General features: G+C 64.7%; 22 protein-coding genes. 8 read left to right on the top strand and 14 right to left on the bottom strand.

Going from position 1 to position 22966, the window contains the following annotated elements; translation table 11 throughout:
* Window positions 1–13: 13 nt before the first annotated feature.
* Window positions 14–3100: an efflux RND transporter permease subunit gene (locus tag ASE11_RS17645; RefSeq protein WP_056274707.1), complete on the top strand. Its 3087-nt coding sequence runs from the start codon at window positions 14–16 to the stop codon at window positions 3098–3100.
* 172 nt (window positions 3101–3272) lie between these two features.
* Here the strand turns inward: ASE11_RS17645 and glp are convergent, their stop codons facing one another.
* From glp to ASE11_RS17625, 4 genes are read right to left on the bottom strand one after another with little or no spacing between them, the layout of a single operon-like run.
* Window positions 3273–4550, bottom strand: a complete 1278-nt coding sequence (gene glp, locus ASE11_RS17640) for a gephyrin-like molybdotransferase Glp (protein WP_056274706.1) — start codon at window positions 4548–4550, stop codon at window positions 3273–3275.
* Between the two features lie 4 nt (window positions 4551–4554).
* A complete protein-coding gene (gene mobA / locus ASE11_RS17635; protein ID WP_056274705.1) occupies window positions 4555–5178 on the bottom strand; it encodes a molybdenum cofactor guanylyltransferase MobA in 624 nt (207 codons plus the stop codon).
* 6 nt (window positions 5179–5184) lie between these two features.
* Window positions 5185–6300, bottom strand: coding sequence for a GTP 3',8-cyclase MoaA (gene moaA / locus ASE11_RS17630; protein ID WP_056274704.1), 1116 nt, complete (start codon window positions 6298–6300; stop codon window positions 5185–5187).
* Between the two features lie 48 nt (window positions 6301–6348).
* Window positions 6349–7170: a metal-dependent hydrolase gene (locus ASE11_RS17625; protein WP_056274703.1), complete on the bottom strand. Its 822-nt coding sequence runs from the start codon at window positions 7168–7170 to the stop codon at window positions 6349–6351.
* Between the two features lie 106 nt (window positions 7171–7276).
* Here ASE11_RS17625 and ASE11_RS17620 point away from each other — a divergent pair, with 106 nt between their 5' ends.
* The gene (locus ASE11_RS17620) at window positions 7277–7912 is read left to right on the top strand and encodes a TetR/AcrR family transcriptional regulator (RefSeq protein WP_082585825.1); all 636 of its coding nucleotides are present in this window, start codon (window positions 7277–7279) and stop codon (window positions 7910–7912) included.
* Window positions 7913–7928: 16 nt separating this feature from the next.
* On the opposite strand, the gene ASE11_RS17615 is transcribed toward ASE11_RS17620, so the two are convergent.
* Window positions 7929–9992 (bottom strand): sodium-translocating pyrophosphatase, encoded by a 2064-nt coding sequence (locus ASE11_RS17615; RefSeq protein ID WP_056274701.1) that lies wholly within the window; start codon window positions 9990–9992, stop codon window positions 7929–7931.
* Window positions 9993–10297: 305 nt separating this feature from the next.
* On the opposite strand from ASE11_RS17615, the gene ppa reads away from it, so the two are divergent.
* The gene (gene ppa, locus ASE11_RS17610; protein WP_056274698.1) at window positions 10298–10834 is read left to right on the top strand and encodes an inorganic diphosphatase; all 537 of its coding nucleotides are present in this window, start codon (window positions 10298–10300) and stop codon (window positions 10832–10834) included.
* On the opposite strand, the gene ASE11_RS17605 is transcribed toward ppa, so the two are convergent.
* The 5 genes from ASE11_RS17605 to ASE11_RS17585 form a co-directional block, all read right to left on the bottom strand.
* Entirely contained in the window at window positions 10835–11239 is a 405-nt protein-coding gene (locus ASE11_RS17605) for a bactofilin family protein (RefSeq protein WP_056274696.1), read from the bottom strand. It abuts the gene before it with no gap.
* Between the two features lie 255 nt (window positions 11240–11494).
* Window positions 11495–12046 (bottom strand): bactofilin family protein, encoded by a 552-nt coding sequence (locus ASE11_RS17600; protein ID WP_056274693.1) that lies wholly within the window; start codon window positions 12044–12046, stop codon window positions 11495–11497.
* Between the two features lie 41 nt (window positions 12047–12087).
* Window positions 12088–12528, bottom strand: a complete 441-nt coding sequence (locus tag ASE11_RS17595) for a bactofilin family protein (RefSeq protein WP_056274691.1) — start codon at window positions 12526–12528, stop codon at window positions 12088–12090.
* Window positions 12519–12884: a hypothetical protein gene (locus ASE11_RS17590; protein ID WP_056274689.1), complete on the bottom strand. Its 366-nt coding sequence runs from the start codon at window positions 12882–12884 to the stop codon at window positions 12519–12521. Before ASE11_RS17590 ends, ASE11_RS17595 begins: the two co-directional genes overlap by 10 nt.
* Window positions 12885–12924: 40 nt before the next feature.
* On the bottom strand, window positions 12925–14142 hold the full coding sequence (locus ASE11_RS17585; protein WP_056275049.1) for a GNAT family N-acetyltransferase: 1218 nt from the start codon (window positions 14140–14142) through the stop codon (window positions 12925–12927).
* Between the two features lie 56 nt (window positions 14143–14198).
* Between ASE11_RS17585 and ASE11_RS17580 the strand changes: the two genes are divergently transcribed.
* Window positions 14199–15893 carry an NAD+ synthase gene (locus tag ASE11_RS17580; RefSeq protein ID WP_056274686.1) on the top strand — a complete coding sequence of 565 codons (1695 nt, stop codon included), beginning with the start codon at window positions 14199–14201 and terminating at the stop codon, window positions 15891–15893.
* A 94-nt stretch (window positions 15894–15987) separates the two neighbouring features.
* On the opposite strand, the gene ASE11_RS17575 is transcribed toward ASE11_RS17580, so the two are convergent.
* A complete protein-coding gene (locus ASE11_RS17575) occupies window positions 15988–17016 on the bottom strand; it encodes an asparaginase (protein ID WP_056274684.1) in 1029 nt (342 codons plus the stop codon).
* A 105-nt stretch (window positions 17017–17121) separates the two neighbouring features.
* Here ASE11_RS17575 and ASE11_RS17570 point away from each other — a divergent pair, with 105 nt between their 5' ends.
* Entirely contained in the window at window positions 17122–17460 is a 339-nt protein-coding gene (locus ASE11_RS17570; RefSeq protein ID WP_056274681.1) for a P-II family nitrogen regulator, read from the top strand.
* A 4-nt stretch (window positions 17461–17464) separates the two neighbouring features.
* Here ASE11_RS17570 and ASE11_RS17565 read toward each other — a convergent pair whose 3' ends face one another.
* From ASE11_RS17565 to ASE11_RS17555, 3 genes are read right to left on the bottom strand one after another with little or no spacing between them, the layout of a single operon-like run.
* Window positions 17465–18052 (bottom strand): TIGR00730 family Rossman fold protein, encoded by a 588-nt coding sequence (locus ASE11_RS17565; RefSeq protein WP_056274679.1) that lies wholly within the window; start codon window positions 18050–18052, stop codon window positions 17465–17467.
* A gap of 17 nt (window positions 18053–18069) precedes the next feature.
* A complete protein-coding gene (locus ASE11_RS17560; RefSeq protein WP_056274678.1) occupies window positions 18070–18468 on the bottom strand; it encodes a diacylglycerol kinase in 399 nt (132 codons plus the stop codon).
* A 4-nt stretch (window positions 18469–18472) separates the two neighbouring features.
* Window positions 18473–19060 (bottom strand): RDD family protein, encoded by a 588-nt coding sequence (locus ASE11_RS17555; protein WP_082585823.1) that lies wholly within the window; start codon window positions 19058–19060, stop codon window positions 18473–18475.
* Between the two features lie 279 nt (window positions 19061–19339).
* Here ASE11_RS17555 and ASE11_RS17550 point away from each other — a divergent pair, with 279 nt between their 5' ends.
* From ASE11_RS17550 to ilvC, 3 genes are all read left to right on the top strand, one after another.
* Window positions 19340–21115 (top strand): acetolactate synthase 3 catalytic subunit, encoded by a 1776-nt coding sequence (locus tag ASE11_RS17550; protein WP_056274672.1) that lies wholly within the window; start codon window positions 19340–19342, stop codon window positions 21113–21115.
* Between the two features lie 112 nt (window positions 21116–21227).
* Window positions 21228–21719 carry an acetolactate synthase small subunit gene (gene ilvN / locus ASE11_RS17545; protein ID WP_056274670.1) on the top strand — a complete coding sequence of 164 codons (492 nt, stop codon included), beginning with the start codon at window positions 21228–21230 and terminating at the stop codon, window positions 21717–21719.
* A 132-nt stretch (window positions 21720–21851) separates the two neighbouring features.
* Window positions 21852–22868 (top strand): ketol-acid reductoisomerase, encoded by a 1017-nt coding sequence (gene ilvC / locus ASE11_RS17540; RefSeq protein ID WP_056274667.1) that lies wholly within the window; start codon window positions 21852–21854, stop codon window positions 22866–22868.
* Window positions 22869–22966: the final 98 nt, after the last annotated feature.

Below are 22966 nucleotides of genomic sequence, written 5' to 3'. Positions count from 1 at the left end.
CACGGGAATCCCCATGCAACTGCCTGAAATTGCCATCCGGCGCCCGGTGTTCGCGACCGTGCTGTCGCTGCTCATTCTGCTGATCGGCTTCGTGTCGTTCGCGGGGCTCACGGTGCGCGAGTACCCGCGCATCGACGAACCGACCGTCACCGTCACGACGCGCTTCGGCGGCGCTTCCAGCGAGGTCATCGAATCCCAGGTCACCAAGGTGCTGGAGGATTCGCTTGCCGGCATCGAGGGCGTGGACATCATCACTTCCATCAGCCGCCAGGAGCAAAGCCAGATCACTGTGCGCTTCAAGCTGGAGCGCGACCCCGACTCCGCCGCTGCCGACGTGCGCGACAAGGTCAGCCGCGTGCGCCAGCGCCTGCCCGATGACGTTGACGAGCCCACCATCGCCAAGGTCGAGGCCGACGCCTCGCCGGTCATCTGGCTGGCGCTCAATTCCGACACCATCACGTCGCTGGAGCTCAGCGATCTGGCCAATCGGCTCATCAAACCCCGGCTGCAGACCGCTCCTGGAGCGGCTGATGTGCGTGTCTGGGGCGAGCGGCGCTTTTCCATGCGCATCTGGATCGACCCCGACCGTCTCGCCGCCTACGGCCTGACCGTGCAGGACGTGGAGGACGCGCTGCGCCGCTCCAACCTGGAGGTGCCCGCCGGTCGCATCGAGAGTTCGCTGCGCGAGTTCAACGTGACTGCCGCCACCGACGTGCAGACGCCGGAGCAGTTCCGCGCCATCGGCATCCGCACCGTCAGCGGTCAGACCATCCGCATCGACGATGTGGCGCGCGTGGAGCAGGCACCTCAAGACGAGCGCACCTCGGTGCGCTACAACGGACGCGACGCCATTTCACTGGGGGTGATCCGCCAGGCGACGGCCAATCCGTTGGAGCTCTCGGCTGCGGTGCAGGAGATGCTGCCACGCATCATCGAGGAACTGCCCGAAGGCGTCAGCATCGAGGTGGCCAACGACAACTCGATCTTCATCGACCGCTCGATCAAGGCCGTGTACACCACCATTGCCGAGGCGGCGGTGCTGGTGGCGCTGGTGATCTTCGTCTTCCTTCGCACACTGCGCGCGTCGGTCATCCCGTTGATCACCATTCCCGTGAGCCTGATCGGCTCGTTCGCGCTGATGGCACTGTTCGGCTTCTCCATCAACACCCTCACGCTGCTGGCCCTGGTGCTGGCCATCGGCCTGGTGGTGGACGATGCGATCGTGATGCTGGAGAACATCTTCCGGCACATCGAAGAGGGCATGAAGCCCTTCGAGGCCGCCATCCAGGGCGCCCGGGAGATCGGCTTCGCCATCGTTGCGATGACACTGACACTGGCGGCGGTGTATGCCCCGCTGGCCTTCACACCGGGACGCACCGGGCGTCTGTTTGCCGAATTCGCGCTGGCGCTGGCGGGTGCCGTGGTGGTCTCTGGCTTTGTGGCGCTCACGCTCTCGCCCATGATGTGCTCCAAGCTGCTGCGGCATGCGGACAAGCCCAGTCGATTCGATCGGTTCATGGAACGCGTTCTCACGGGCGTGAACACGGCCTACGATCGCGCGCTGGGCCGTTCATTGAACGTGCGCTGGCTGGTCGTTGCGGTGATGTTGTCCAGCGCCGCTGGCAGCTGGTGGCTGCTGCAGACCACGCGCTCGGAGCTCGCACCCATGGAAGACCGCGGCGTCGTGCTGGCCAACATCAACGGACCCGACGGTGCAACGCTGGCCTACACGCGTCGCTACGCCGAGGCGATCGAAAAAATGGCGACGGAGCAGTCGGAGTTCGACCGCATTTTCACCATCGTGGGGAACCCTTCGGTGGCGCAGGCGAGCGTGGTGATGCGCGGCAAGGCCTGGGAGGAGCGCGACCGAACCACGATGGAAATCGCGCGCGCCATGGCCCCGGGCATGGCGGCGCTGCCGGGCGTCAGCGCCTTTCCCATCACGCCGCCCTCGCTTGGCCAGGGTTTTCGCGAGCGACCGATCAACTTCGTGATCGTCACCAGCGACACCTATGAAAACCTGTCGGCCAACGTGCGCAAGTTCCAGGACCGGCTGGCGCAGAACCCCGGTTTCGTGCAGGTCGACACCGACCTGCGCCTGAACAAACCCGAGATTCGCATGGACGTGGATCGCGAACGCGCGGCCGACATGGGCGTTGGCGTTGACACCATTGCGCGCACGGTCGAGACCATGCTGGGCGGGCGTGTGGTCACGCGCTACAAGCGCGACGGCGAGCAGTACGACGTGGTGGTGCAGACCGTCTCTGCCAACCGCAGCACACCCGAGGACATCGACCGCCTGTTCGTGCGCGGGCGCGGTGACGCGATGATCCCGTTGGGCTCTCTGGTGACCACCCGCGAGGTGGTGGTGCCGCGTGAGCTCAACCACTTCGGGCAGCGACGCAGTGCGTCGATCACGGCCAACATCAGCCCCACCTATTCACTGGGTGAGGCACTGGGGTTCATGGAGCAGACCGCGTCTGAAATTCTGCCCGCAGGCTATGCCACCGACCTCAACGGTCAGAGCCGCGAGTTCCGAAATTCGTCGGGTTCGCTGGCCATCGTGTTCGTGCTCTCGCTGCTGTTCATCTACCTGGTGCTCGCTGCCCAATTCGAGAGCTTCGTCGATCCGCTGATCATCTTGCTCAGTGTGCCGCTGTCCATGCTCGGTGCACTGCTCGCGCTCAAGCTGTCCGGAGGCACGCTCAACGTGTTCAGCCAGATCGGTCTCATCACGCTGGTGGGTCTGATCTCCAAACACGGCATCCTGATCGTGGAGTTCGCCAACCAGTTGCGCGAGCAGGGTGTGGACAAGCTCGAGGCGGTCAAACGCTCGGCGGCGCTGCGTTTGCGCCCTATTCTCATGACCACCGGCGCCATGGTGCTGGGCGCCATTCCGCTGGCGCTGGCCAGTGGCGCCGGCGCCGAGAGTCGCCAACAGATCGGCTGGGTGATCGTGGGCGGCATGAGCGTGGGCACCTTGCTCACCATTTTTGTCGTGCCGACCATGTATTCGCTGTTGTCTCGTGCGAAGTCCCACAAACCGAAGCACCCGCTGGCTGGTGAGGACGGCCACGCAGAAGTCATTCCGGCGAAGTGATCGGCTGGCGTGGGTTTTGTGCCTGCACCTCGCGGGCTCGCGAATGCGGTGTGCGCTGCTCCGCGGCTGTCCCCCGAGGAGCGAAATCAAGGAGGAGGGGCCAAAGGCCCCGGGGGACATTCGCGGAGCCGTGCCCCATGGCCACCGATGACCGGACCAGCCGGAGAGAGACTCAGACCACCCCGGAAAACATCATCACGTCAACGCTGTCGCCAACGCACACGTCACCCTGCGAGTGGTGCAGCACGATCAGGCCATTGGCCTCAACCATGGAGCTGAGAACCCCCGAGCCCTGGTTGCCCGTGATGCGAACCGTGAGCGAACCGTCGGCCGCCTTGCTGACGATGCCGCGCTGGTATTCGGTGCGCCCAGGCTTCTTGCGCAGCGGCTCCAGAGAGTGCGCCTGCAACAGCACCGGGGCAGTGGCCGCGCCGCCCATGAGCCGCTGCAGTGCAGGGCGCACGAAGGCCAGAAAGGTGACCATCACGGCCACCGGATTTCCGGGCAACCCGAACAGCACAGATGACTTGCCAGCCTCCGTGATGCGCCCCACCGCCATCGGGCGCCCCGGTCGCATGGCGATGCGCCAGAAGGCCACGTCGCCCAGCTGTTTCATCATGGCCTTGGTGTGGTCGGCCTCGCCCATGCTCACACCACCGCTGGTGATGATTGCGTCGGCCTGTGTGGCGGCGGTGCGGAAGGCGGCTTCGAGCAGCGCCGGCTCGTCGGGCACCACGCCCATGTCGATCACGTCCACCCCCATGCGCTTGAGCAGTCCGAACACCGTGTAGCGGTTGCTGTCGAACACTGCACCTTCGCGGATCGGTTCACCCAGCGTCAGGATCTCGTCACCGGTGGAGAAATATGCCACCTTGATGCGGCGGAACACCATCACTGTTGGCAGACCCAGGCTGGCGATCAGACCGAGTGCGGCGGGACCCAGCGTCTGGCCCTTGCGCAACGCCGGCTGACCGGCCATCAGGTCTTCGCCGAGCAGCCGGCGGTTGTCACCCGCCTTCACCACACCGGGTGGAATTTCGACCGCATCGCCCTCGATCTTCACGAATTCCAGCGGCACCACGGTGTCCAGAGCGGCCGGCATGATGGCGCCGGTCATGATCTTCAGGCACTGGTCGGCGCCCAATGCGCCCGCCCAGGCCTTGCCGGCGAAGGCAGTACCGGCCACGCGCAGTTTGAGCGGCTGACCCGGCTTGAGCAACTGGCTGTCGAAGGCGAAACCGTCCATGGCCGAGTTGTCGTGCGGCGGCACGCTGATGGGCGAGACCACATCAGCGGCCAGCGTCCGGTCCAGCGCCTCGAACACGCCCACCTCTTCGGTCGCGGTCACGGGCTCCACCAGTCGGGCCAGGAAATCGTTGACCCGCTCGGCGCTCAGGGCCTTGGGGTCGTAGCCCTGCAGCTCGGCTGCGATCTGGTCGATCGTCTTCATGGGATCAGCTCTTTTCCAGCGCGTGCAGCTCGGCCAGGGTGTTGGTGTTGTGGAAGGCCCGTGGGTCGTCACCGGGCAGATTGAACGGCACGATGACGGTCTTGTGCTTCGCCGTCCACTGGTCGATCTTTCGACCGCCCGCTTGCGTGAAGACCACCAGGCTCTCCAGCAATTCAACGCGCATCAGGCAGAACACCGGCTGTGGGCGCAGTTGCCCGTCTTCCTCGGGCGCGGCGGCCATGGCGATCTCCGTGCTCTCGTCTTCAAAGGCCTGCGCCAGGCGCCGGGCCAGATCGAAGGGAAACAACGGCGTGTCGCACGGCACGGTGAGCATGTAGGGTGTTTCGCACCGCTCCAGGCCGGTCATGAAACCCGCCAGTGGCCCGGCGAAGTCGCTCATGGTGTCGGGCCACACCGGCGCACCAAAGGCCTCGTAGGCGGCCAGGTTGCGGTTGGCGTTGAGCATGAGTTCACCGATCAAGTCGCCTTCCTGCATCTGCAGGCGCAAGACCGTGTGCAGCGCCAGCGGCGTGCCGTTGAAGTTCTGCAGGCCCTTGTCGAGCCCGCCCATGCGGGAGCCACGGCCCCCGGCGAGCACGAGGCCCGTGATTTCGTTGGTGTGGATCATGTTTGTTCAGCCACCGATGTAGCTCATTTCCACCCGTCGCACGCCAGTGCCCGCATCGGGTGGCAGGCTGGCGCGCAGTTCGGAATAGCGGTCGCTGCGGCCTTGCCAGATGGCCGCAATCGCACCGGCCAGTTGTTCGTCGGAGGCGCCGCCTCGAATGAGCGGTCGCAGGTCGTGGCCTTGACTGGCGAAGAGGCAGAGATAGAGCTGGCCTTCCGTGGACAGTCGGGCGCGGTTGCAGTCGCTGCAGAAAGCCTGGGTCACGCTGCTGATCACGCCGATCTCGCCCGAGCCATCGGCATAGCCCCAGCGCTCGGCGGTTTCGCCCGGTGCGGCGGCGCCCAGCTGCACCAGAGGCAGCTCTTGATGGATGCGCTGCACCACCTCGGCGCTGGGCAGCACTTCGTCCATGCGCCAGCCGTTGGTGGCACCCACGTCCATGTACTCGATGAAGCGCAGCACGATGCCGGTGCCTTTGAAGTGGCGCGCCATCGGCAAAATTTCGTGGTCGTTGGTGCCGCGCTTGACCACCATGTTGACCTTGATCGGACCCAGGCCCGCGGCCTGCGCGGCCTCGATGCCCTCAAGCACGTCGGCCACGGGAAAGTCCACGTCGTTCATGGCGCGAAAGATGGCGTCGTCCAGGCCGTCCAGACTCACGGTCACACGCTGCAGGCCCGCGGCCTTGAGCGAAGCGGCTTTGCGTTTGAGCAGCGAGCCGTTGGTGGTCAGCGTGATGTCCAGCGGCTGGCCTTCGGTGGTGCGCAGGGCGGCCAGTTGCTCAATGAGGATTTCCAGGTTCTTGCGCAGCAGCGGCTCCCCACCGGTGAGGCGGATCTTCTGCACGCCGTGCGCCACGAATTGCGTGGCCACGCGGGTGATTTCTTCGAAGGTCAGCAGCGAACTGTGCGGCAGGTAGGCGTAGTCCTTGTCGAAGATTTCCTTGGGCATGCAGTAACTGCAGCGGAAATTGCACCGGTCGGTGACGCTGATGCGCAGGTCGCGCAGCGGGCGGCCCAAGGCATCACCGAGCAGGCCGGTGGGAGCCACCGGCACGGTGGGGATGCGCGCCACGGTGTTGACGAGACGCTGATCGATCAGGGGAATGACACGTTCGGACATTCGGTCATTATCGATGACACCCTGCGGGGTAGCGCAGGGCAAGCGGCCTCAACCCGCCCCGACACGCGTGTACTGGTCGGCGTTGCGCTCCAACCAATGGCTTGAGAGATCGCTTGACTGCTGGTTGGGATGGAAATCAGGCCGGAAATAGGCCCGCCAGGGTTTGAAGCTGTTGCTCAGCAAACCCTCGCGCCCGAGCAGGTGCCGGGCTGCGCTGCGCCAGGTGGACCAGCGCCACAGCGTGCCGTCGCGGTGCAGGTTGAGCGCGGTCTGGCGCAGGGCATCGGTGAGGAAGAACACCGTGACGCGGCGCATCCACTTCACGCGCCAGGCGTGGCTGCCGCCCAGGGCCTGGTAAACGTCGAACGCGGTGCTTTTGTGCTCGGACTCCTCGGCGCTGTGCCAGAGCCAGAGGTTCTTCAGTCGTGGCTCGGTGTGGTTGAACACCTCGGGGTGCGAGAGCATCCATTCGGCGAACAATGCCGTGAAGTGTTCATTGGCGGCGGTGATGGCCAGGTGGTGGCGCGGATCGGCACCTGCCAGCACTTTCATGCGCTCTTCAATACGGGGGCCCCAGGTGTTCACCAGCCCGTGCCGTTCGATCTGCGCATTGAACAGCGCATGGATGCGCCGGTGGGTGGCCTCCTGGCCCACGAAGCCTTGCACCTCGGCTTGCCATCGGGCCTGCTCTTGGGGCGACAGGGCCTTGGCGCCGTTGCGCACCGAGTCCAGAAAGAACTGTTCACCCACGGGAAAACTCATCGACAGGGCGTTGAACCACGCCGTGAGAAAGGCGTCGTTCGCGCACCAGTGGCGCGCCACGGGTGGTTCCAGATCGATCAGGAGGCGGCGGACGACGAGTTCGGTCATGGTGGGATCGGGTGGGTGTTTTCAAGGTGGTACGCGACGGTACCAAGGCGCGATGGTGCGCGTCGAACGCGGGTCTGTCAAGGTCGAGCGCCTAAGATCCGTGCACATGAAGCCGAAGAACACCCTGGGCGCCGAGGAAGTGCCCAACGAACACCGTGCACGCCTGCTGCAAGCCATGGCCCACGTGGCTGCCGCGCAGGGGTTGGCGGCCACCTCCATTGCCGCGGTGGTGGCCGAGGCCGGGGTTTCCAAACGCACGTTCTACGAGCATTTCGCCGACAAGGACGCGTGTTTTCTCGAGCTCTACCGCGCTGCCAGCGCATCGGCCTTGCGCACGTTGCGCGAGTCGGTGCAGCCCGAGCGTCCCTGGCAAGACCAGGTGGAGCACGCACTGGGCGCCTACCTCGCGCACCTGGCGGCCGGGCCGCAGCTCATCCGCATGCTGTTCGTGGAGATCCACCACCTCGGGCAGGCCGGTGCGACCGTGCGCCGCGAGGTGATGCAACACCTGGCGGACTACATGCTGGAGACGATCAACGCGCAGGAACCGGTGCTCACCCCCACCATGGCGATGGCAGCCGTGGGTGGCATCCACGAGCTCGTGTTGCAAGCCATCGAACGCGGCGAGGCGGCGCAACTGGAGCGGCTCACGCCCAGCACCAGCGCCGTGGTGCGCCTGCTGGCGGGTGGGCCACCTGCGCCCGCCACGAAGAAAAACGGCCCGCCTAAGCGGGCCGTTTGAGCCATCAGGGAGCGGATCAGGTCGCCATCGGCAGCAGCGGCACGATCAGCAGCGCCACGATGTTGATGATCTTGATCAGCGGGTTCACGGCCGGGCCGGCCGTGTCCTTGTAGGGGTCGCCCACGGTGTCACCGGTCACGGCGGCCTTGTGCGCCTCGCTGCCCTTGCCGCCATGGTGGCCGTCTTCGATGTATTTCTTGGCGTTGTCCCAGGCACCACCACCGGTGCACATGGAGATGGCCACGAAGAGGCCGGTGACGATGGTGCCCATGAGCAGGCCACCCAGGGCCTTGGGGCCCAGCAGCACGCCCACCAGAATCGGCACCACCACCGGCAGCAGCGACGGGATCACCATCTCCTTGATGGCGGCGGTGGTCAGCATGTCGACCGCACGGCCGTACTCGGGCTTGGCCGTGCCTTCCATGATGCCGGGGATCTCCTTGAACTGGCGGCGCACCTCCACCACCACCGCACCGGCGGCGCGGCCCACGGCTTCCATGGCCATGGCGCCGAACAGGTAGGGAATCATGCCGCCGATGAACAGGCCGACGATGACCATCGGGTCGCTCAGATCGAAGGTGATCTGGTGGCCGTAGGTTTCCAGTTTGTGGGTGTAGTCGGCGAACAGCACCAGCGCGGCCAGGCCGGCGGAGCCGATGGCGTAGCCCTTGGTCACGGCCTTGGTGGTGTTGCCCACGGCGTCCAGCGGGTCGGTCACGTCGCGCACGCTGCTGGGCAGCTCGGCCATTTCAGCAATGCCGCCGGCGTTGTCGGTGATGGGACCGTAGGCGTCGAGGGCCACCACGATGCCGGCCATGCTCAGCATGGCGGTGGCGGCGGTAGCGATGCCGTACAGGCCGGCCAGCTGGTACGAGGCCAGGATGCCCACACAGACGAACAGCACGGGCCAGGCGGTGGAGCGCATGGACACACCCAGGCCGGCAATGATGTTGGTGCCGTGACCGGTGGTGGACGCCTGCGCGATGTGCTTGACCGGTGAGTACTGCGTGCCGGTGTAGAACTCGGTGATCCAGACCAGTGCTGCGGTCAGCAACAGGCCAACGGCGCAGGCGCCGAACAGACGCAACTGGCTGCCGGTGGCGGTGATGGCGTTGTCCGGGATGATCCAGGCGGTGACGAACCAGAAGGCAATCAGCGAGAGCACGCCGGCGATGGCCAGGCCCTTGTAGAGCGCCGGCATCACGTTTTTCATGCCGGGGCTGGCCTTCACGAAGAAGCAGCCCACGATGGATGCGAGGATGGACACGCCACCGAGCACCAGCGGGTAGAGCACGGCCTGCATGGGCGCGGCGGTGACCATGAGCGCGCCAAGCACCATGGTGGCAATCAGCGTGACCGCGTAGGTCTCGAACAGGTCCGCGGCCATGCCGGCGCAGTCGCCCACGTTGTCGCCCACGTTGTCGGCGATCACGGCAGGGTTGCGCGGGTCGTCTTCCGGAATGCCGGCCTCGACCTTGCCCACGAGGTCGGCGCCGACGTCAGCGCCCTTGGTGAAGATGCCACCGCCCAGTCGCGCAAAGATCGAGATCAGCGAAGAGCCGAAGGCAAAACCGATCAGGGGATTGAGCATCTTGGCGAGGTCCTGGACGGGCGTCAGGTTGCCGTTGCCGACCAGAAACCAAAAGAACCCGGCCACACCCAGCAGGCCCAGACCCACCACCAGCATGCCGGTGATGGCCCCGCCTCGGAAGGCAACGTCGAGTGCCGGGCCAATGCCCCTGGTGGCCGCCTGTGCGGTGCGAACGTTGGCGCGCACCGAGATGTTCATGCCGATGAAGCCGCATGCGCCCGAGAGCACCGCACCCAGCACGAAGCCGATGGCCGTGGTGGTGCCGAGGAAGAATCCGATGAGGATGGTGATCACCACGCCCACGACCGCGATGGTCTTGTATTGCCGGGCCAGGTAGGCCGCAGCGCCGGTTTGAATGGCTTCGGCAATTTCCTGCATGCGGGCATTGCCCGCGTCCTGAGAAAGAATCCAGCTGCGCGACCAGAAACCGTACGCCACGGCCACGAGCCCACAGACCAACACGAATATCAGCGCTGATTGACCAACCATTGAATCGCTCCTCGTTGTTTCGACTTGGAAGGGGCAACGCCTCCGGGGTGCCCCCGCTGCGTTGCTTCCTCGCTGCCGGTTGCGCTGCGTTGCACAGCGTTGAAACAGGGCGATTGGCCAACATGGCGAATTTAGCGGCAATTCATGATGCGCACGTGAAAGGCGGCAGAGAAGTCAGCTTCGAATCAGTAAAATCAGGGTAAATCCTAGGCGTGCCGGTCGCATGAGACACGCCAGATGCCTCTCCAGAAGGCAGTGGGCCTGCACCGGCTGCTTCAGTTTTCAACCAACCTCCCTCAAACAACATGTCCCTCGACAACGTCACCGCTGGCAAAAACGTGCCCGAATCCTTCAACGTGATCATCGAAATCCCGATGAACGCCGATCCGATCAAGTACGAAGTGGACAAGGAAACCGGCGCGATCTTCGTGGACCGTTTCATGAGCACGGCCATGCACTACCCGACCAACTATGGCTACGTGCCCAAGACCATCTCGGGCGACGGTGACCCGGTCGACGTGCTGGTGATCACGCCCGTGCCCCTGATTCCCGGTGTTGTGGTGCCCTGCCGCGCCATCGGCATCCTGAAAATGCAGGACGAAGCCGGTGAAGACGGCAAGGTGCTGGCGGTGCCGATCGACAAGGTCTTGTCCATCTACACCCAGTGGCAGAAGCCCGAAGACCTGAACCCGATGCGTCTGAACACCATCCAGCACTTCTTCGAGCATTACAAAGATCTGGAGCCGGGCAAGTGGGTCAAGGTGATCGGCTGGGAAGGCAAGGACGCCGCCCACAAGGAGATCGTGGACGGCATGGCCGCCTACGAAGCGCAGAAGGGCTGATCAGCCTGCGGTGGCTTCGATGTCGCCGCGGTATTCGATCTTGCCGCGCACCCGGGCTCGCGGGTGCATGTCGATCAGCTCGTCGTAGCTCGCATCGCCCAGCAGGGTGGCCGAACCGGCAATCTCCAGCGCCTTGCGCGCAATCACGGAGCCGGTCACCTTGCCTTCAATGAACACGTAGTCGGCTTCCAGCCGGGTGTTCTCGATCACGCCGGTGGCGCCCACGTGCAGGGTGCCGCCGTTCTCGAACGTGATGTTGCCCTTGAGCACGCCATCGATCTTGATGCCCTGGTCCCGGCTGGCGTGGAAGTGGCCTTCAAAGACCGAGCCTTCGGCGATCAGGCTGGTGATGGCGCCCAGCCGTTCGGCGGGCACGAGGCGGGTGGGGGTAGGCTGCTGGGTCATGGGATCAGGGCTCCAGGGTGTGCGCAAGCGCAATGAAAACAGCCGCTGTGACCGTGCCGGCCAACAGCAGCAAGGGCAGTCCGTAACGCCAGAACGCCCAGACCGTCCACCGCCACCACCGGCGCCGCCGGCCTACCTGGTGATCGCGCTCCCAGCTTGCACGCAGTGCGGCCTGTCGCAGCGACTCCGAGTCGGGCACGGCGGGAAGTGGGGTGGGTCGCTCGGGTGGCACAGAATCGGTACACGGCTGCTGCGTCAGCGCAAGTCTTGGGGCGGGTTGGCACGCTCCAGCGTGGCATTGAGGTCGGCACCATTGACCTGGATGCGGCCGTACCGCACCAAACCCTGCACGCGAGCCGTGTCGTGCAGCGATACCTCGCCCAGGCCCGCGTCGAGGATGCCGTCGGTCTGGCCCATCACGGAAATTTTCTGCGCGGTGATGTCGCCCTTGACGCGCCCGGTTTCCGTGACAACCACCGACACCTCGGCGCCCTGGTCCTGCATCAGGTTGCCCTCCAGCAGTCCGGCGATGCTGCAGGGGCCGCGCAACACGGCGTTGCCCACGAAATGCATGCCGTCGGCCAGCATGCTGCGCCCGGGCACGCCTTCGGCGTTCTGATTCACGTCCACGGACACGTTCAGGGCTTGAAGCACCGGAATGGTGGCCGACTGCAAGGGAGGCAGGGCATTGCCCACCGGCACTTCAAGCGTGGTCGGGTGCGGTGGTGGGTTTTGCTCGTCACCCTGCGCTGCGTCGTTGGTCGAACTCACCCAGGGGTAGGGGCCTTGGTCGGCGTCTTGGTTCATGTCGGGTTTCCCGGTTCGCGTGCCGCTGCCTGGGGCGGCGTTCAGGTGGGGTCGGCCAGCACGTCGTTGAGCACGGGCAGGTTGTCCCCGAGTTTGAGGGTCTTGAAGGGGCCTTGCAAGTTGGCACCGTCGTAAAGCTGCAGGCGCCGCGCCATGAGCGTTCCGGTGGACACGCCGGTTTTGGACACATAGGCCATGCCCTGGCACTCCAGGCTGGTCTCGACGGCGCCGGCGCCGGCGGCCCCCAGGTGGCCGAACAGGTAGAGATCGCCCAGCACCCGGATGCGTCCGCGAACGACTCCACCGGTCCAGATGATCAACGGACCATTGACGCGGATGTGCCCCGAAATCTCGCCCTGCACCAGCAGCCCGCCGTTGAACTCCAGCTCCCCTTGCAGGCGACCGCCTGCCGCAACGCGGTTGACGACGTTCATCGCCACCGGGTCGATCGTCAACGTGTCCTGGGGTGTTTTCAGTTCCATGGCCAGCGCTCCGCCCAGCTCGCAGGCATCCAGCCCGTGGAGGGCAGCAACGTGATTGCCCAGAAGACTGCGCTGCACAGCAGCATCAGGACGCCGAAGAGCGCAATGAGCAAGGCGTGGCGCTCCAGCCAGCGGCGCAGGCGCTTAGGCCGGCGTCGAGGTTGTCCGGCGGGCGTGTCCAGATGGTCGAGGAGAGCCCAGCTGCGCCAGCCTTCGCTCAGATCAGCGTTGCCATCGGTTAGAGAGACTTCCAGCCCCTGCGTGGACACACTTGCCGGGCCTTGGCGGCGCCCCAGCAGCACCGAGAAGGGCGCGCCCACGATGGTGTGGGTGAAGAAGGCGTCGGTTTCGTCCATGGCGACCGAGTTTAGCGAAGCACCGCGCAACGTCGGCGCATCACAACTCCGTGACGGGCGGTGCCACATCACGCACCGCCAGGCCCGGCTTGAGCGGGTTGCGTTGGGCAAGGTGGTCCATGTACTGACCGATGCCCTGGCTCTCACGTTCGAGGAAGCGCTCGACCGCCTCGGCAAACGAGGGGTGTGCGAGCCAGTGCGCGCTGGTGGTCTTGACCGGGAGCAAGGCGCGCGCCATCTTGTGTTCGCCCTGGGCGCCACCCTCGAAGCGCAGGAACCCGTGCTCGATGCACCAGGCCAGCGGTGCGTAGTAGCAGGCCTCGAAGTGCAGGCAATCGACCCGCTCCAGGGCGCCCCAGTAGCGACCGTACGCCACGCGGGCCACGTCGTCGATGCCGATCAGGCTGCAGGCAATGGCCTGGCCTTCGCGCTCGGCGACGAAGAGCAGCCAGTGCTGCGGCATGGTCTGCGCCATGCGGTGGAAGAAATCGCGGTTGAGGTAGGGCGCGTTGCCGTGTTCGAGGTAGGTGCGCTCGTAGCAGCGGTAGAAGAACGCCCAGTCGGCGTCAGCAATGTCGGCCCCGCGTGACCAGCGAAACGTGACTCCGGCTTCGGTGACCTTGCGCCGTTCCTGGCGGATCTTCTTGCGTTTCTCTTGCTGCAGGCTGGCGAGGAAGTGCTCGAAGCTGCTGAACGTCAAGGGTTGACCATCCGCTGAAGGCGCTTCGTTTTTCCAGTGGAACTGCACCGTGTGGCGCAACATCATGCCGGCCTGCTCGCAGGCAGCGATGTCTTTGGGCTGCGCAAAGAGCAGATGGACCGACGACAGATCTTCGTCGCGCACCTGCTGGATCAGGGCGTTGACCAGGGCGGCGCGTGCCCCGCCGTCGCGCGCGAGCAGTCGCGCACCGGGCACTGGCGTGAACGGCACGGCCACCAGCGCCTTGGGGTAGTAGTCCAGGCCGTGTTGCGCATAGGCATTGGCCCAGGCCCAGTCGAACACGTACTCGCCGTACGAATTGTTCTTGAGGTACATCGGGCAGGCAGCGTGCAGCTCGTTGCCCCGCCAGAGCGTCACGAACTGCGACTGCCAGCCCGCGCGTGGACGGGCGCTGCCGCTCTCGTGCATGGCCACCAGGTATTCGTGGTGCATGAACGGGCTCGGGTCGGGCTCCAGCGCCAGCAGGGCGTTCCATTCGGACGCTTCGATCTGCGACGGCGATGAAAAGACCCGGGTGACATAATCGATTTCAGTCACTTGCAGCTCCTGCACACAGCGAGCTCAAAGCCCATTCCGCAACGTTTTCAGACCCCATGACTCTTTCCATTTGCGTGGCCCAGCTCAACTTCGTGGTGGGCGACATGGCGGGCAACGCCCGAAAGATGATCGATGCCGCCGAAGCGGCCCACGCTCGCGGCATGAACCTGCTGCTCACGCCCGAACTGGCCCTGAGCGGTTACGCCGCCGAAGACCTGTACCTTCGGCCCGCGTTCATCGATGCCTGTGATGATGCCCTCAAAACCGTGGCGACCGGTACCGCCCACCTCAAAGGCCTGCACATCGTGGTGGGACACCCGGCACGGCCTGCGCAGGCAGCCGGACAACGACGCGAACGCAGCGTGTCGGTGGCCCACCTGCACAACGCAGCCAGCGTGTTGCACGCCGGTGCCGTGACCCACACCTACGCCAAGCGCGAGCTGCCCAACTACCAGGTGTTCGACGAACGCCGCTACTTCGTGCCGGGGCACGAGACCTGCGTGTTCGACGTGCTGGACAGCGATGGCAAGCCGGTGCGCGTCGGCCTGCTGATCTGCGAAGACGCGTGGTTTGATGGCCCGGCCGCGGATGCCAAGGTGGCTGGCGCCGAGGTGCTGGCCGTGATCAACGCATCCCCGTTTCACGCCGGCAAGGGCGGCGACCGCGAAGCCGCCATGCGTGCTCGCTGCCAAGCCACGGGTTTGCCGCTCATCTACGCCCACCTCGTGGGTGGGCAGGACGAGATCGTGTTCGAGGGCCGCAGCTTCGTGCTGTCGGCCGACGGCGCGCTGGCCGGGCGCGCGGTGAGTTTTGAAGAAACTCTTTTTGACGCTGCCTTCACACGGCAGGGTGCCGGCTGGCAGATCACCGCCGAAACCGACCGCGCGCACAGCCCCGAGGCCGACCTGTGGCACGCGCTGGTGCTGGGTGTGCGCGACTACCTGGGCAAGAACGGTTTCCCCGGCGCCATCCTCGGCCTGTCCGGCGGCATTGACTCGGCCCTGGTGCTGGCCATCGCGGTCGATGCGCTGGGCAAGGACCGCGTGCGCACAATCATGATGCCCTCGCCCTACACGGCCGACATCTCGTGGATCGACGCGCGCGACATGGCCGCACGCCTGGGCGTGCGCTACGACGAGATCGGCATCGCGCCGCAGTTCGAGGCCTTCAAGGCCAGCCTGGCCAGCGAGTTCGCGGGGCTGCCCGAGGACACCACCGAAGAGAACCTGCAGGCGCGCATCCGTGGCACGTTGCTCATGGCCTTGTCCAACAAGTTCGGCAGCATCGTGCTGACCACCGGCAACAAGAGTGAAATGGCCACCGGCTACTGCACGCTTTACGGCGACATGGCCGGTGGCTTCGCGGTCATCAAGGACGTGGCCAAGACCATGGTCTTCAAGCTGGCCCGCTGGCGCAACGCGCACGACCCCTACGGCACCGGTGCCAACCCGATCCCCGAGCGCATCATCGTGCGCCCGCCCAGCGCCGAGTTGCGGCCCGACCAGAAAGACCAGGACAGCCTGCCAGAGTATCCGGTGCTTGACGCGATCATCGAGCGCTACATGGAAAACGACCAGAGCCCCGAGAGCATCGTGGCGGCGGGCTTCGAGCGCGCCGACGTGGACAAGGTGGTGCGCCTGATCCGCATCAACGAATACAAGCGCCGCCAGGCGCCAGTGGGCATCCGCGTGACCCACCGCAGCTTCGGCAAGGACTGGCGTTACCCCATCACGAGCAAATACAGGGCGTAACCTGGCACCCCCCGCCGCCCTGCGCGCGCCCCCCAGGGGGCGATGCCTGCGGCCCGGCAAAGCCAGTTCCGCGGCATCTCTTGGATGGAACTGCTCAGGCGACCGTTGCGTTGAGTTCCAGCACGGCGCGCATGTCACCAACCTCGATGCCGGCGGCGTTCTTGAGCGGTGGCGGCATCAGGCTCGCAAGTGCCTGCCGGCTCTCATCGTCGAGCCATCCGAGTTGTTCGAGCACCGAGACGAAGGCCACCATCAGCGGTGCCAGCTGACCGTCGCTGCACTTGGCCGCGATGCCGATGCCACGGCTGAAGCTGGCCAGCGCCTGCACACCGTCGGCCCCGACCTTGCTCACCCAGTCGCCGCGCCCCGCGCGCATCAACGTCAGGTCGTTGCGCCCCTGGCCGCTCACGAGCTCGGGATGCTCGCTCATGGCGCGGGCGATGCGTCGGGGTGCGTTGCCGTAGACCGGATCGGGCTCGGTCAGCGTCAGGCGGGCAAAGGCATGCGCCAGCGAACGCAGGGGCAGGGCGTAGTTGGGCGCGCTGCAACCGTCGGTGCCACGCACGAGCCGGGTCACCGGCACACCCGAGAAATGGCTCACGCTGCTGGCGATTGCCAGTTGCACGGCATGCCCGATGTCGAGATAGCCGCTCTGTGGCGCGCCCAGCGCATGGGCCAGCAGCAGCATGCCGGTGTGTTTGCCCGAGCAGTTGTGGTGCAGGCGGTTGAAGCGGGCACCCGGCTCGGGCGTGACACCGTTGGTGCTGAAGAAGAAGGGCACATGGCTGCCGCAGGCCAGGCTGGATTCACCCGCGCCGATCTTGGCCAGCAGCGCCGCAGCGCGCTCCACGTGCATGGGTTCGCCACTGTGGCTGGCGCACAGCAGGGCCACATCGGCGTCGCTGAGGTCGTAGCGCCCGGCCGCCTGCGCGATCAGCGGCATGGCCTGGAAGGGCTTGAGCGATGAGCGGGTGAAGAGCGGCGAGTCCACATCGCCCACGCTGGCCAGCAACTGGCCCTGCGCGTTCACCACCGCCAATGAGCCGTGGTGGATGTTTTCCGGGTGGCCGCCGCGGTAGGCGACCGTGATGGGCACGTGGCGGGGCAGGGCGTGTGAATTCATGTGTGGGCTGTTGGGTTGACTGTGCAGTGTACGAACAGCGCAGAGGGCCTTGGGCATAATGAAACGACAACGCCCTACCCCAAAGCCACGCCCTGGAGACATTGCATGAAACAGATCACCGCCGTCATCAAGCCTTTCAAGCTGGAAGAGGTGCGCGAGGCGCTGGCCGAGCAGGGCGTGACCGGCCTGACCGTGACCGAGGTCAAGGGCTTTGGCCGGCAGAAAGGCCACACCGAGCTCTACCGCGGCGCCGAATACGTTGTCGACTTCCTGCCCAAGGTGAAGGTGGAGGTGGTCGTCAAGACCGTGGACGTGGAACGCTGCGTTGACGCGATCATTCGGGCAGCCCGCACCGGCAAGATTGGTGACGGCAAGATCTTTGTGACGTCGGTTGAGCGTGTGGTGCGCATCCGCACCGGGGAAGAGGACGAAACCGCCGTCTGAACGTTCAGATGGCTTCGATGCGGGCTTGCGGCGCCATGCCGGCGGCCTGCACCAGTTCGGGCAGCAAGGTGGCCATGTCCGCGTCGACACGGATCAAGTCCAGCTGTGCGTCACCCATGAACTGCTGCTCCACGCTGGAGCGCATGAAGGCCATGAGGCCGTCGTAGTAGCCTGCCACGTTGAGCAGACCCACGGGCTTGTCGTGGTAGCCGAGCTGGCGCCAGGTCCAGGCCTCAAAGAACTCTTCAAACGTTCCGATGCCGCCGGGCAAGGCCAAAAATGCGTCGGCCTTGTCGGCCATCAGGCGTTTGCGCTCGTGCATGTTGTCCACCACGTGCAGCTCGGTGCAACCCTGGTGGGCCCACTCCCTTTCGACCAGCGCTTTCGGGATGATGCCAACCACTTGACCACCGGCGGCCATGGTGGCGTCAGCGACGATGCCCATGAGGCCATTGCGCCCGCCGCCGTACACCAGTTGACCGCCATGCTGACCGATCCATTGGCCCACGGCACGCGCCGCGTCGGCGAATGCGGGCGAGGCACCCGGGCGGGAGCCGCAGTACACGCAGATTGAGAAGCTGGGTTGCCTCATTGGCTGGATCCTTGTCGTCAAACCCACCGAGTCCAGACCGCCGCCAGCCAGATGCCCACACAAAGAACCAGGCTGAGCAACACAGCCGCACTGCCCATGTCCTTGGCCCGTTTGGACAGGTCGTGCCATTCCGGACCGATGCGGTCGATCGCGGTTTCAATTCCGGTGTTGAGCAGTTCGACCATCATCACCAGCATCACCGAGCCCGCGAGCAAGGCGGTTTCCACCCAGGTTTGACCGATCCAGAAGGCCAGCGGAACCATGACCACCGCCGCCAGGGCCTCCTGGCGGAAGGCGGTCTCGCCCCAGCCTGCGCGCAGCCCCGCGAGCGAGTAACCGAAGGCGTGCCACATGCGGGAGACGCCGCTGCGCAGCTTTTGCGCGTTCACCGGTTCCCGGTCGGGGTTGAGACTCATGTTGTCAGCTCCACCAACGCCGAGGTTTGCCGGTGTCTTCCACCGGCTTGAAATGAATCAGGCGGGTTCCTGCCAGGGCGTCGTGCAGGAACTGGCGCTGGGCGTGAAAGCGCGACAGCAACGCCCAGATGACGATCCAGCCCACCAGCAGAACCGACAGCTGCTGACCCGACAGGTGCATGAGCCCTGCCACCGCCAGTGGTGGCAGCAGCCACAGCCACGACAGGACGTAGCGCCACAGCGCACGGCCTTGTGTCAAGGCATTGCCATGCCGATCGACCACGCGGATGTGCCAGGTTTTCATGGCCAGGGTCTGCCCTTTGGCCCAGAACCAGCCGAAGTAGATGCCTAAAGCCACGAACACCAGCGCCTGCTGCAGATGGCGGTTGTCCAGGGCGTTGCCCGACTGGGTGAACGACGACAGCACGTAGCTCGTGGTGAACAACACGCCCACCAGAAACACCACGCCGAACATCAAGGTGCCTTCATAGAGCCAGCAGGCCATGCGACGGCGAAGGGACGGCGCCATGAGGTCCGAGGCAGCGCCTGCTTCGGTGGGTGTGGTGGAGGGGGATGGGAGGGAGATGGACATGTGTGGACGGGGAAATTCGGCCCATTGATCGCAACCGTGAATTGTCGCATTGGAGCCAAGACGCCAGCTTTTGAGGGCGTTGTGCCGGTGTCAGCTTGGCTGGGCGCGTGTTGCAGTGCGATAATTCGCGCTGCACTTCAAAACACGGCAAACGGATCAGGGTCCGGCGGGGTATGTGCCCGCTCATGGCCACTGGTCTCAAGTCTCGACACCGCTCCACAAGAGTTGGTCAAGAGGCACCCAAGGTATTTCGTCAGAGAAATTCTCGAAAGGTTCATCATGGAAATCAACAAGGCCGAACTGGCCTCGGCCGCTGCCGCCACCGGCGCAGCCACCCAAGAACTCCGCGGCGCAGAAATCCTCATCAAGGCCCTCCAGGCCGAAGGGGTCAAGTACATCTGGGGTTACCCAGGTGGTGCGGTGCTGCACATCTACGACGCTTTCTACAAGCAGGACACCATCCAGCACGTGCTGGTGCGCCACGAGCAGGCGGCCGTTCACGCGGCCGACGGCTATGCGCGCGCCACCGGTGACGTGGGCGTGGCGCTCGTCACCTCGGGCCCTGGCGTCACCAATGCCATCACCGGCATCGCCACCGCCTACATGGACAGCATCCCCATGGTGATCATCACCGGCCAGGTGCCCACGGCCGCCATCGGCCTGGACGCTTTCCAGGAATGCGACACCGTCGGCATCACGCGCCCCATCGTCAAGCACAACTTCCTGGTGAAGGATGCGCGCGACATGGCCATGGTGATGAAGAAGGCCTTTCATATCGCGCGCAGCGGCCGTCCCGGCCCTGTGGTGGTGGACATCCCCAAGGACGTGTCCTTCAACAAGGTGCCCTACACCGGCTATCCCGAGTCGGTCGAGATGCGCTCGTACAACCCGGTGCGCAAGGGCCACGGCGGACAGATCCGCAAGGCCTTGCAACTCTTGCTGGCGGCCAAGCGACCCTACATCTACACTGGTGGCGGCGTGTTGCTCAGCAATGCCACGAGCGAGTTGCGTACCCTGGTGGACATGCTGGGTTATCCGGTCACCAACACGCTGATGGGCCTGGGTGCGTACCCGGCGTCCGACCGCAAGTTCCTTGGCATGCTGGGCATGCACGGCACGATCGAAGCCAACAATGCGATGCAGAACTGCGACGTGCTGCTGGCTGTGGGCGCGCGTTTCGACGACCGCGTGATCGGCAATCCCAAGCACTTCGCGCAGAACGAACGCAAGATCATCCACATCGACATCGACCCGTCGAGCATCTCCAAGCGCGTCAAGGTCGATGTGCCGATCGTGGGCGATGTGAAGGATGTGCTCACCGAGCTCATCAACATGGTGCGCGAGAGCACCACCAAGCCCGATGGCAAGGCGCTGTCTGCCTGGTGGGACACGATTGAGGCCTGGCGCTCCAAGGACTGCCTGAAGTACGACCGTGGCAACACCGATGTGATCAAGCCGCAGTACGTGGTGGAAACGCTCTGGAACATGACCAAGGACGCCGACACCTACATCACGTCGGATGTGGGTCAGCACCAGATGTGGGCCGCGCAGTATTACCGCTTCGACGAGCCGCGCCGCTGGATCAACTCCGGGGGACTGGGCACCATGGGCGTGGGCATTCCTTACGCCATGGGCATCAAGCTCGCCAAGCCCGACAGCGAAGTGTTCTGCGTGACCGGCGAAGGCTCGGTGCAGATGTGCATCCAGGAACTCTCGACCTGCCTGCAATACAACACCCCGATCAAGATCGTGGCGCTGAACAACCGCTACCTCGGCATGGTTCGGCAGTGGCAGGAGATCGACTATGAAGGTCGGTACAGCCACAGCTACATGGATGCGCTGCCCAACTTCGTGAAGCTCGCCGAGGCCTATGGTCACGTCGGCATGTTGATCGAGCGTCCGCAGGACGTGGAGGGCGCTCTTCGCGAGGCGCGCAAGCTCAAGGACCGCACCGTGTTCATGGACTTCCGCACCGACCCGACCGAGAACGTCTTTCCCATGGTCAAGGCCGGCAAGGGCATCACCGAGATGCTGCTGGGTTCCGAAGACCTCTGATCCCCCGCGAAGCAGCGGTCGTCCGCTGCTTTATCCCCTCAGACGAATCTATTGCCCGCCGAGCCTGCGCATTACCGTGCGCAGGGGAGGGCGGCGAAAAGAGGAATCGCACATGAAACACATCATCGCTGTCTTGCTGGAAAACGAACCCGGGGCCCTGTCCCGCGTGGTTGGCCTGTTCTCTGCCCGTGGGTACAACATCGAGTCGCTCACCGTGGCGCCCACCGAAGACCCCAGCCTGTCTCGCATGACGATCCAGACCACCGGGTCGGACGACGTCATCGAGCAGATCACCAAGCACCTCAACCGCCTGATCGAGGTGGTCAAAGTAGTCGATCTCACCGAGGGTTCCTACACCGAGCGCGAGCTCATGATGGTGAAGGTGCGCGCGGTGGGCAAGGAGCGTGAAGAGATGAAGCGCATGGCCGACATCTTTCGCGGCCGCATCATCGACGTGACCGAGAAGAGCTACACGATCGAGCTCACGGGTGACCAGACCAAGAACGATGCGTTCCTGGAGGCCATCGACCGCTCTGCGATTCTCGAAACAGTGCGCACCGGTGCCAGCGGCATCGGACGTGGCGAGCGCATCCTGCGCGTGTAAATGGAATCACCCCTGCGCCGCTTTGCGGCTTCCCCTCAAGGGGGATGGCGTCGGTTCCACGGCGCCAACTGAACTGAACCCCTGTCCCGCTAACATCGCTTGTTTTTTTCAAGATTTCAACTGGAGCAACTCATGAAAGTTTTCTACGACAAAGACTGTGACCTGTCCCTGATCAAGGGCAAGACCGTGGCCATCATCGGCTACGGCAGCCAGGGCCATGCACATGCACAGAACCTCAATGACAGCGGCGTGAAGGTCGTGGTCGGCCTGCGCAAGGGCGGCGCCTCGTGGGACAAGGTCGGCAAGGCCGGCCTGAACGTGATGGAAGTCAACGACGCGGTGAAATCGGCCGACGTGGTCATGATCCTGCTGCCCGACGAGCAGATCGCCGAGGTCTATCACCAGAACGTGGCTCCCCACATCAAGCAGGGCGCGTCGCTCGCCTTTGCTCACGGCTTCAACGTGCACTACAACCAGGTCGTGCCGCGTGCCGATCTGGATGTCTGGATGGTTGCGCCCAAGGCCCCTGGTCACACCGTGCGCAACACCTACACCCAGGGCGGCGGCGTCCCCCACTTGGTCGCCATTCACCAGGACAAAAGCGGCAAGGCACGTGACCTGGCGCTGAGCTACGCCATGGCCAACGGTGGCGGCAAGGCCGGCATCATCGAGACCAACTTCAAGGAAGAGACCGAGACCGATCTGTTCGGCGAACAGGCCGTCCTGTGCGGAGGTGCGGTCGAGTTGATCAAGATGGGTTACGAGACGCTGGTGGAAGCTGGCTACGCGCCCGAGATGGCCTACTTCGAATGCCTGCACGAGCTCAAGCTCATCGTGGACCTGATCTACGAAGGCGGCATTGCCAACATGAACTACTCGATCTCGAACAACGCCGAATACGGCGAATACGTGACCGGCCCCGAAGTGATCAACGCCCAGAGCCGCGAAGCCATGCGCAACGCCTTGAAGCGCATCCAGTCGGGTGAGTACGCCAAGATGTTCATCTCGGAAGGCCGCACCAACTATCCAAGCATGACGGCCCGCCGTCGCCTGACCGCCGATCACCAGATCGAAGTGGTTGGCGCCCAGCTGCGCGCCATGATGCCCTGGATCGCCAAGAACAAGCTGGTCGACCAGACCCGCAACTGATTGGTTCTGCGCAGGCATGATGGCCTGATCGCGTGAATCTGCCCGAAGCAAAGGCCACCTTGGTGGCCTTTGCTGTTTCTGCGCGCAGGGGCACTGCC

The sequence above is a fragment of the Hydrogenophaga sp. Root209 genome (assembly GCF_001428625.1).
Lineage (GTDB): Bacteria > Pseudomonadota > Gammaproteobacteria > Burkholderiales > Burkholderiaceae_C > Hydrogenophaga.
This window is presented reverse-complemented; position numbering and strand designations above follow the sequence as displayed.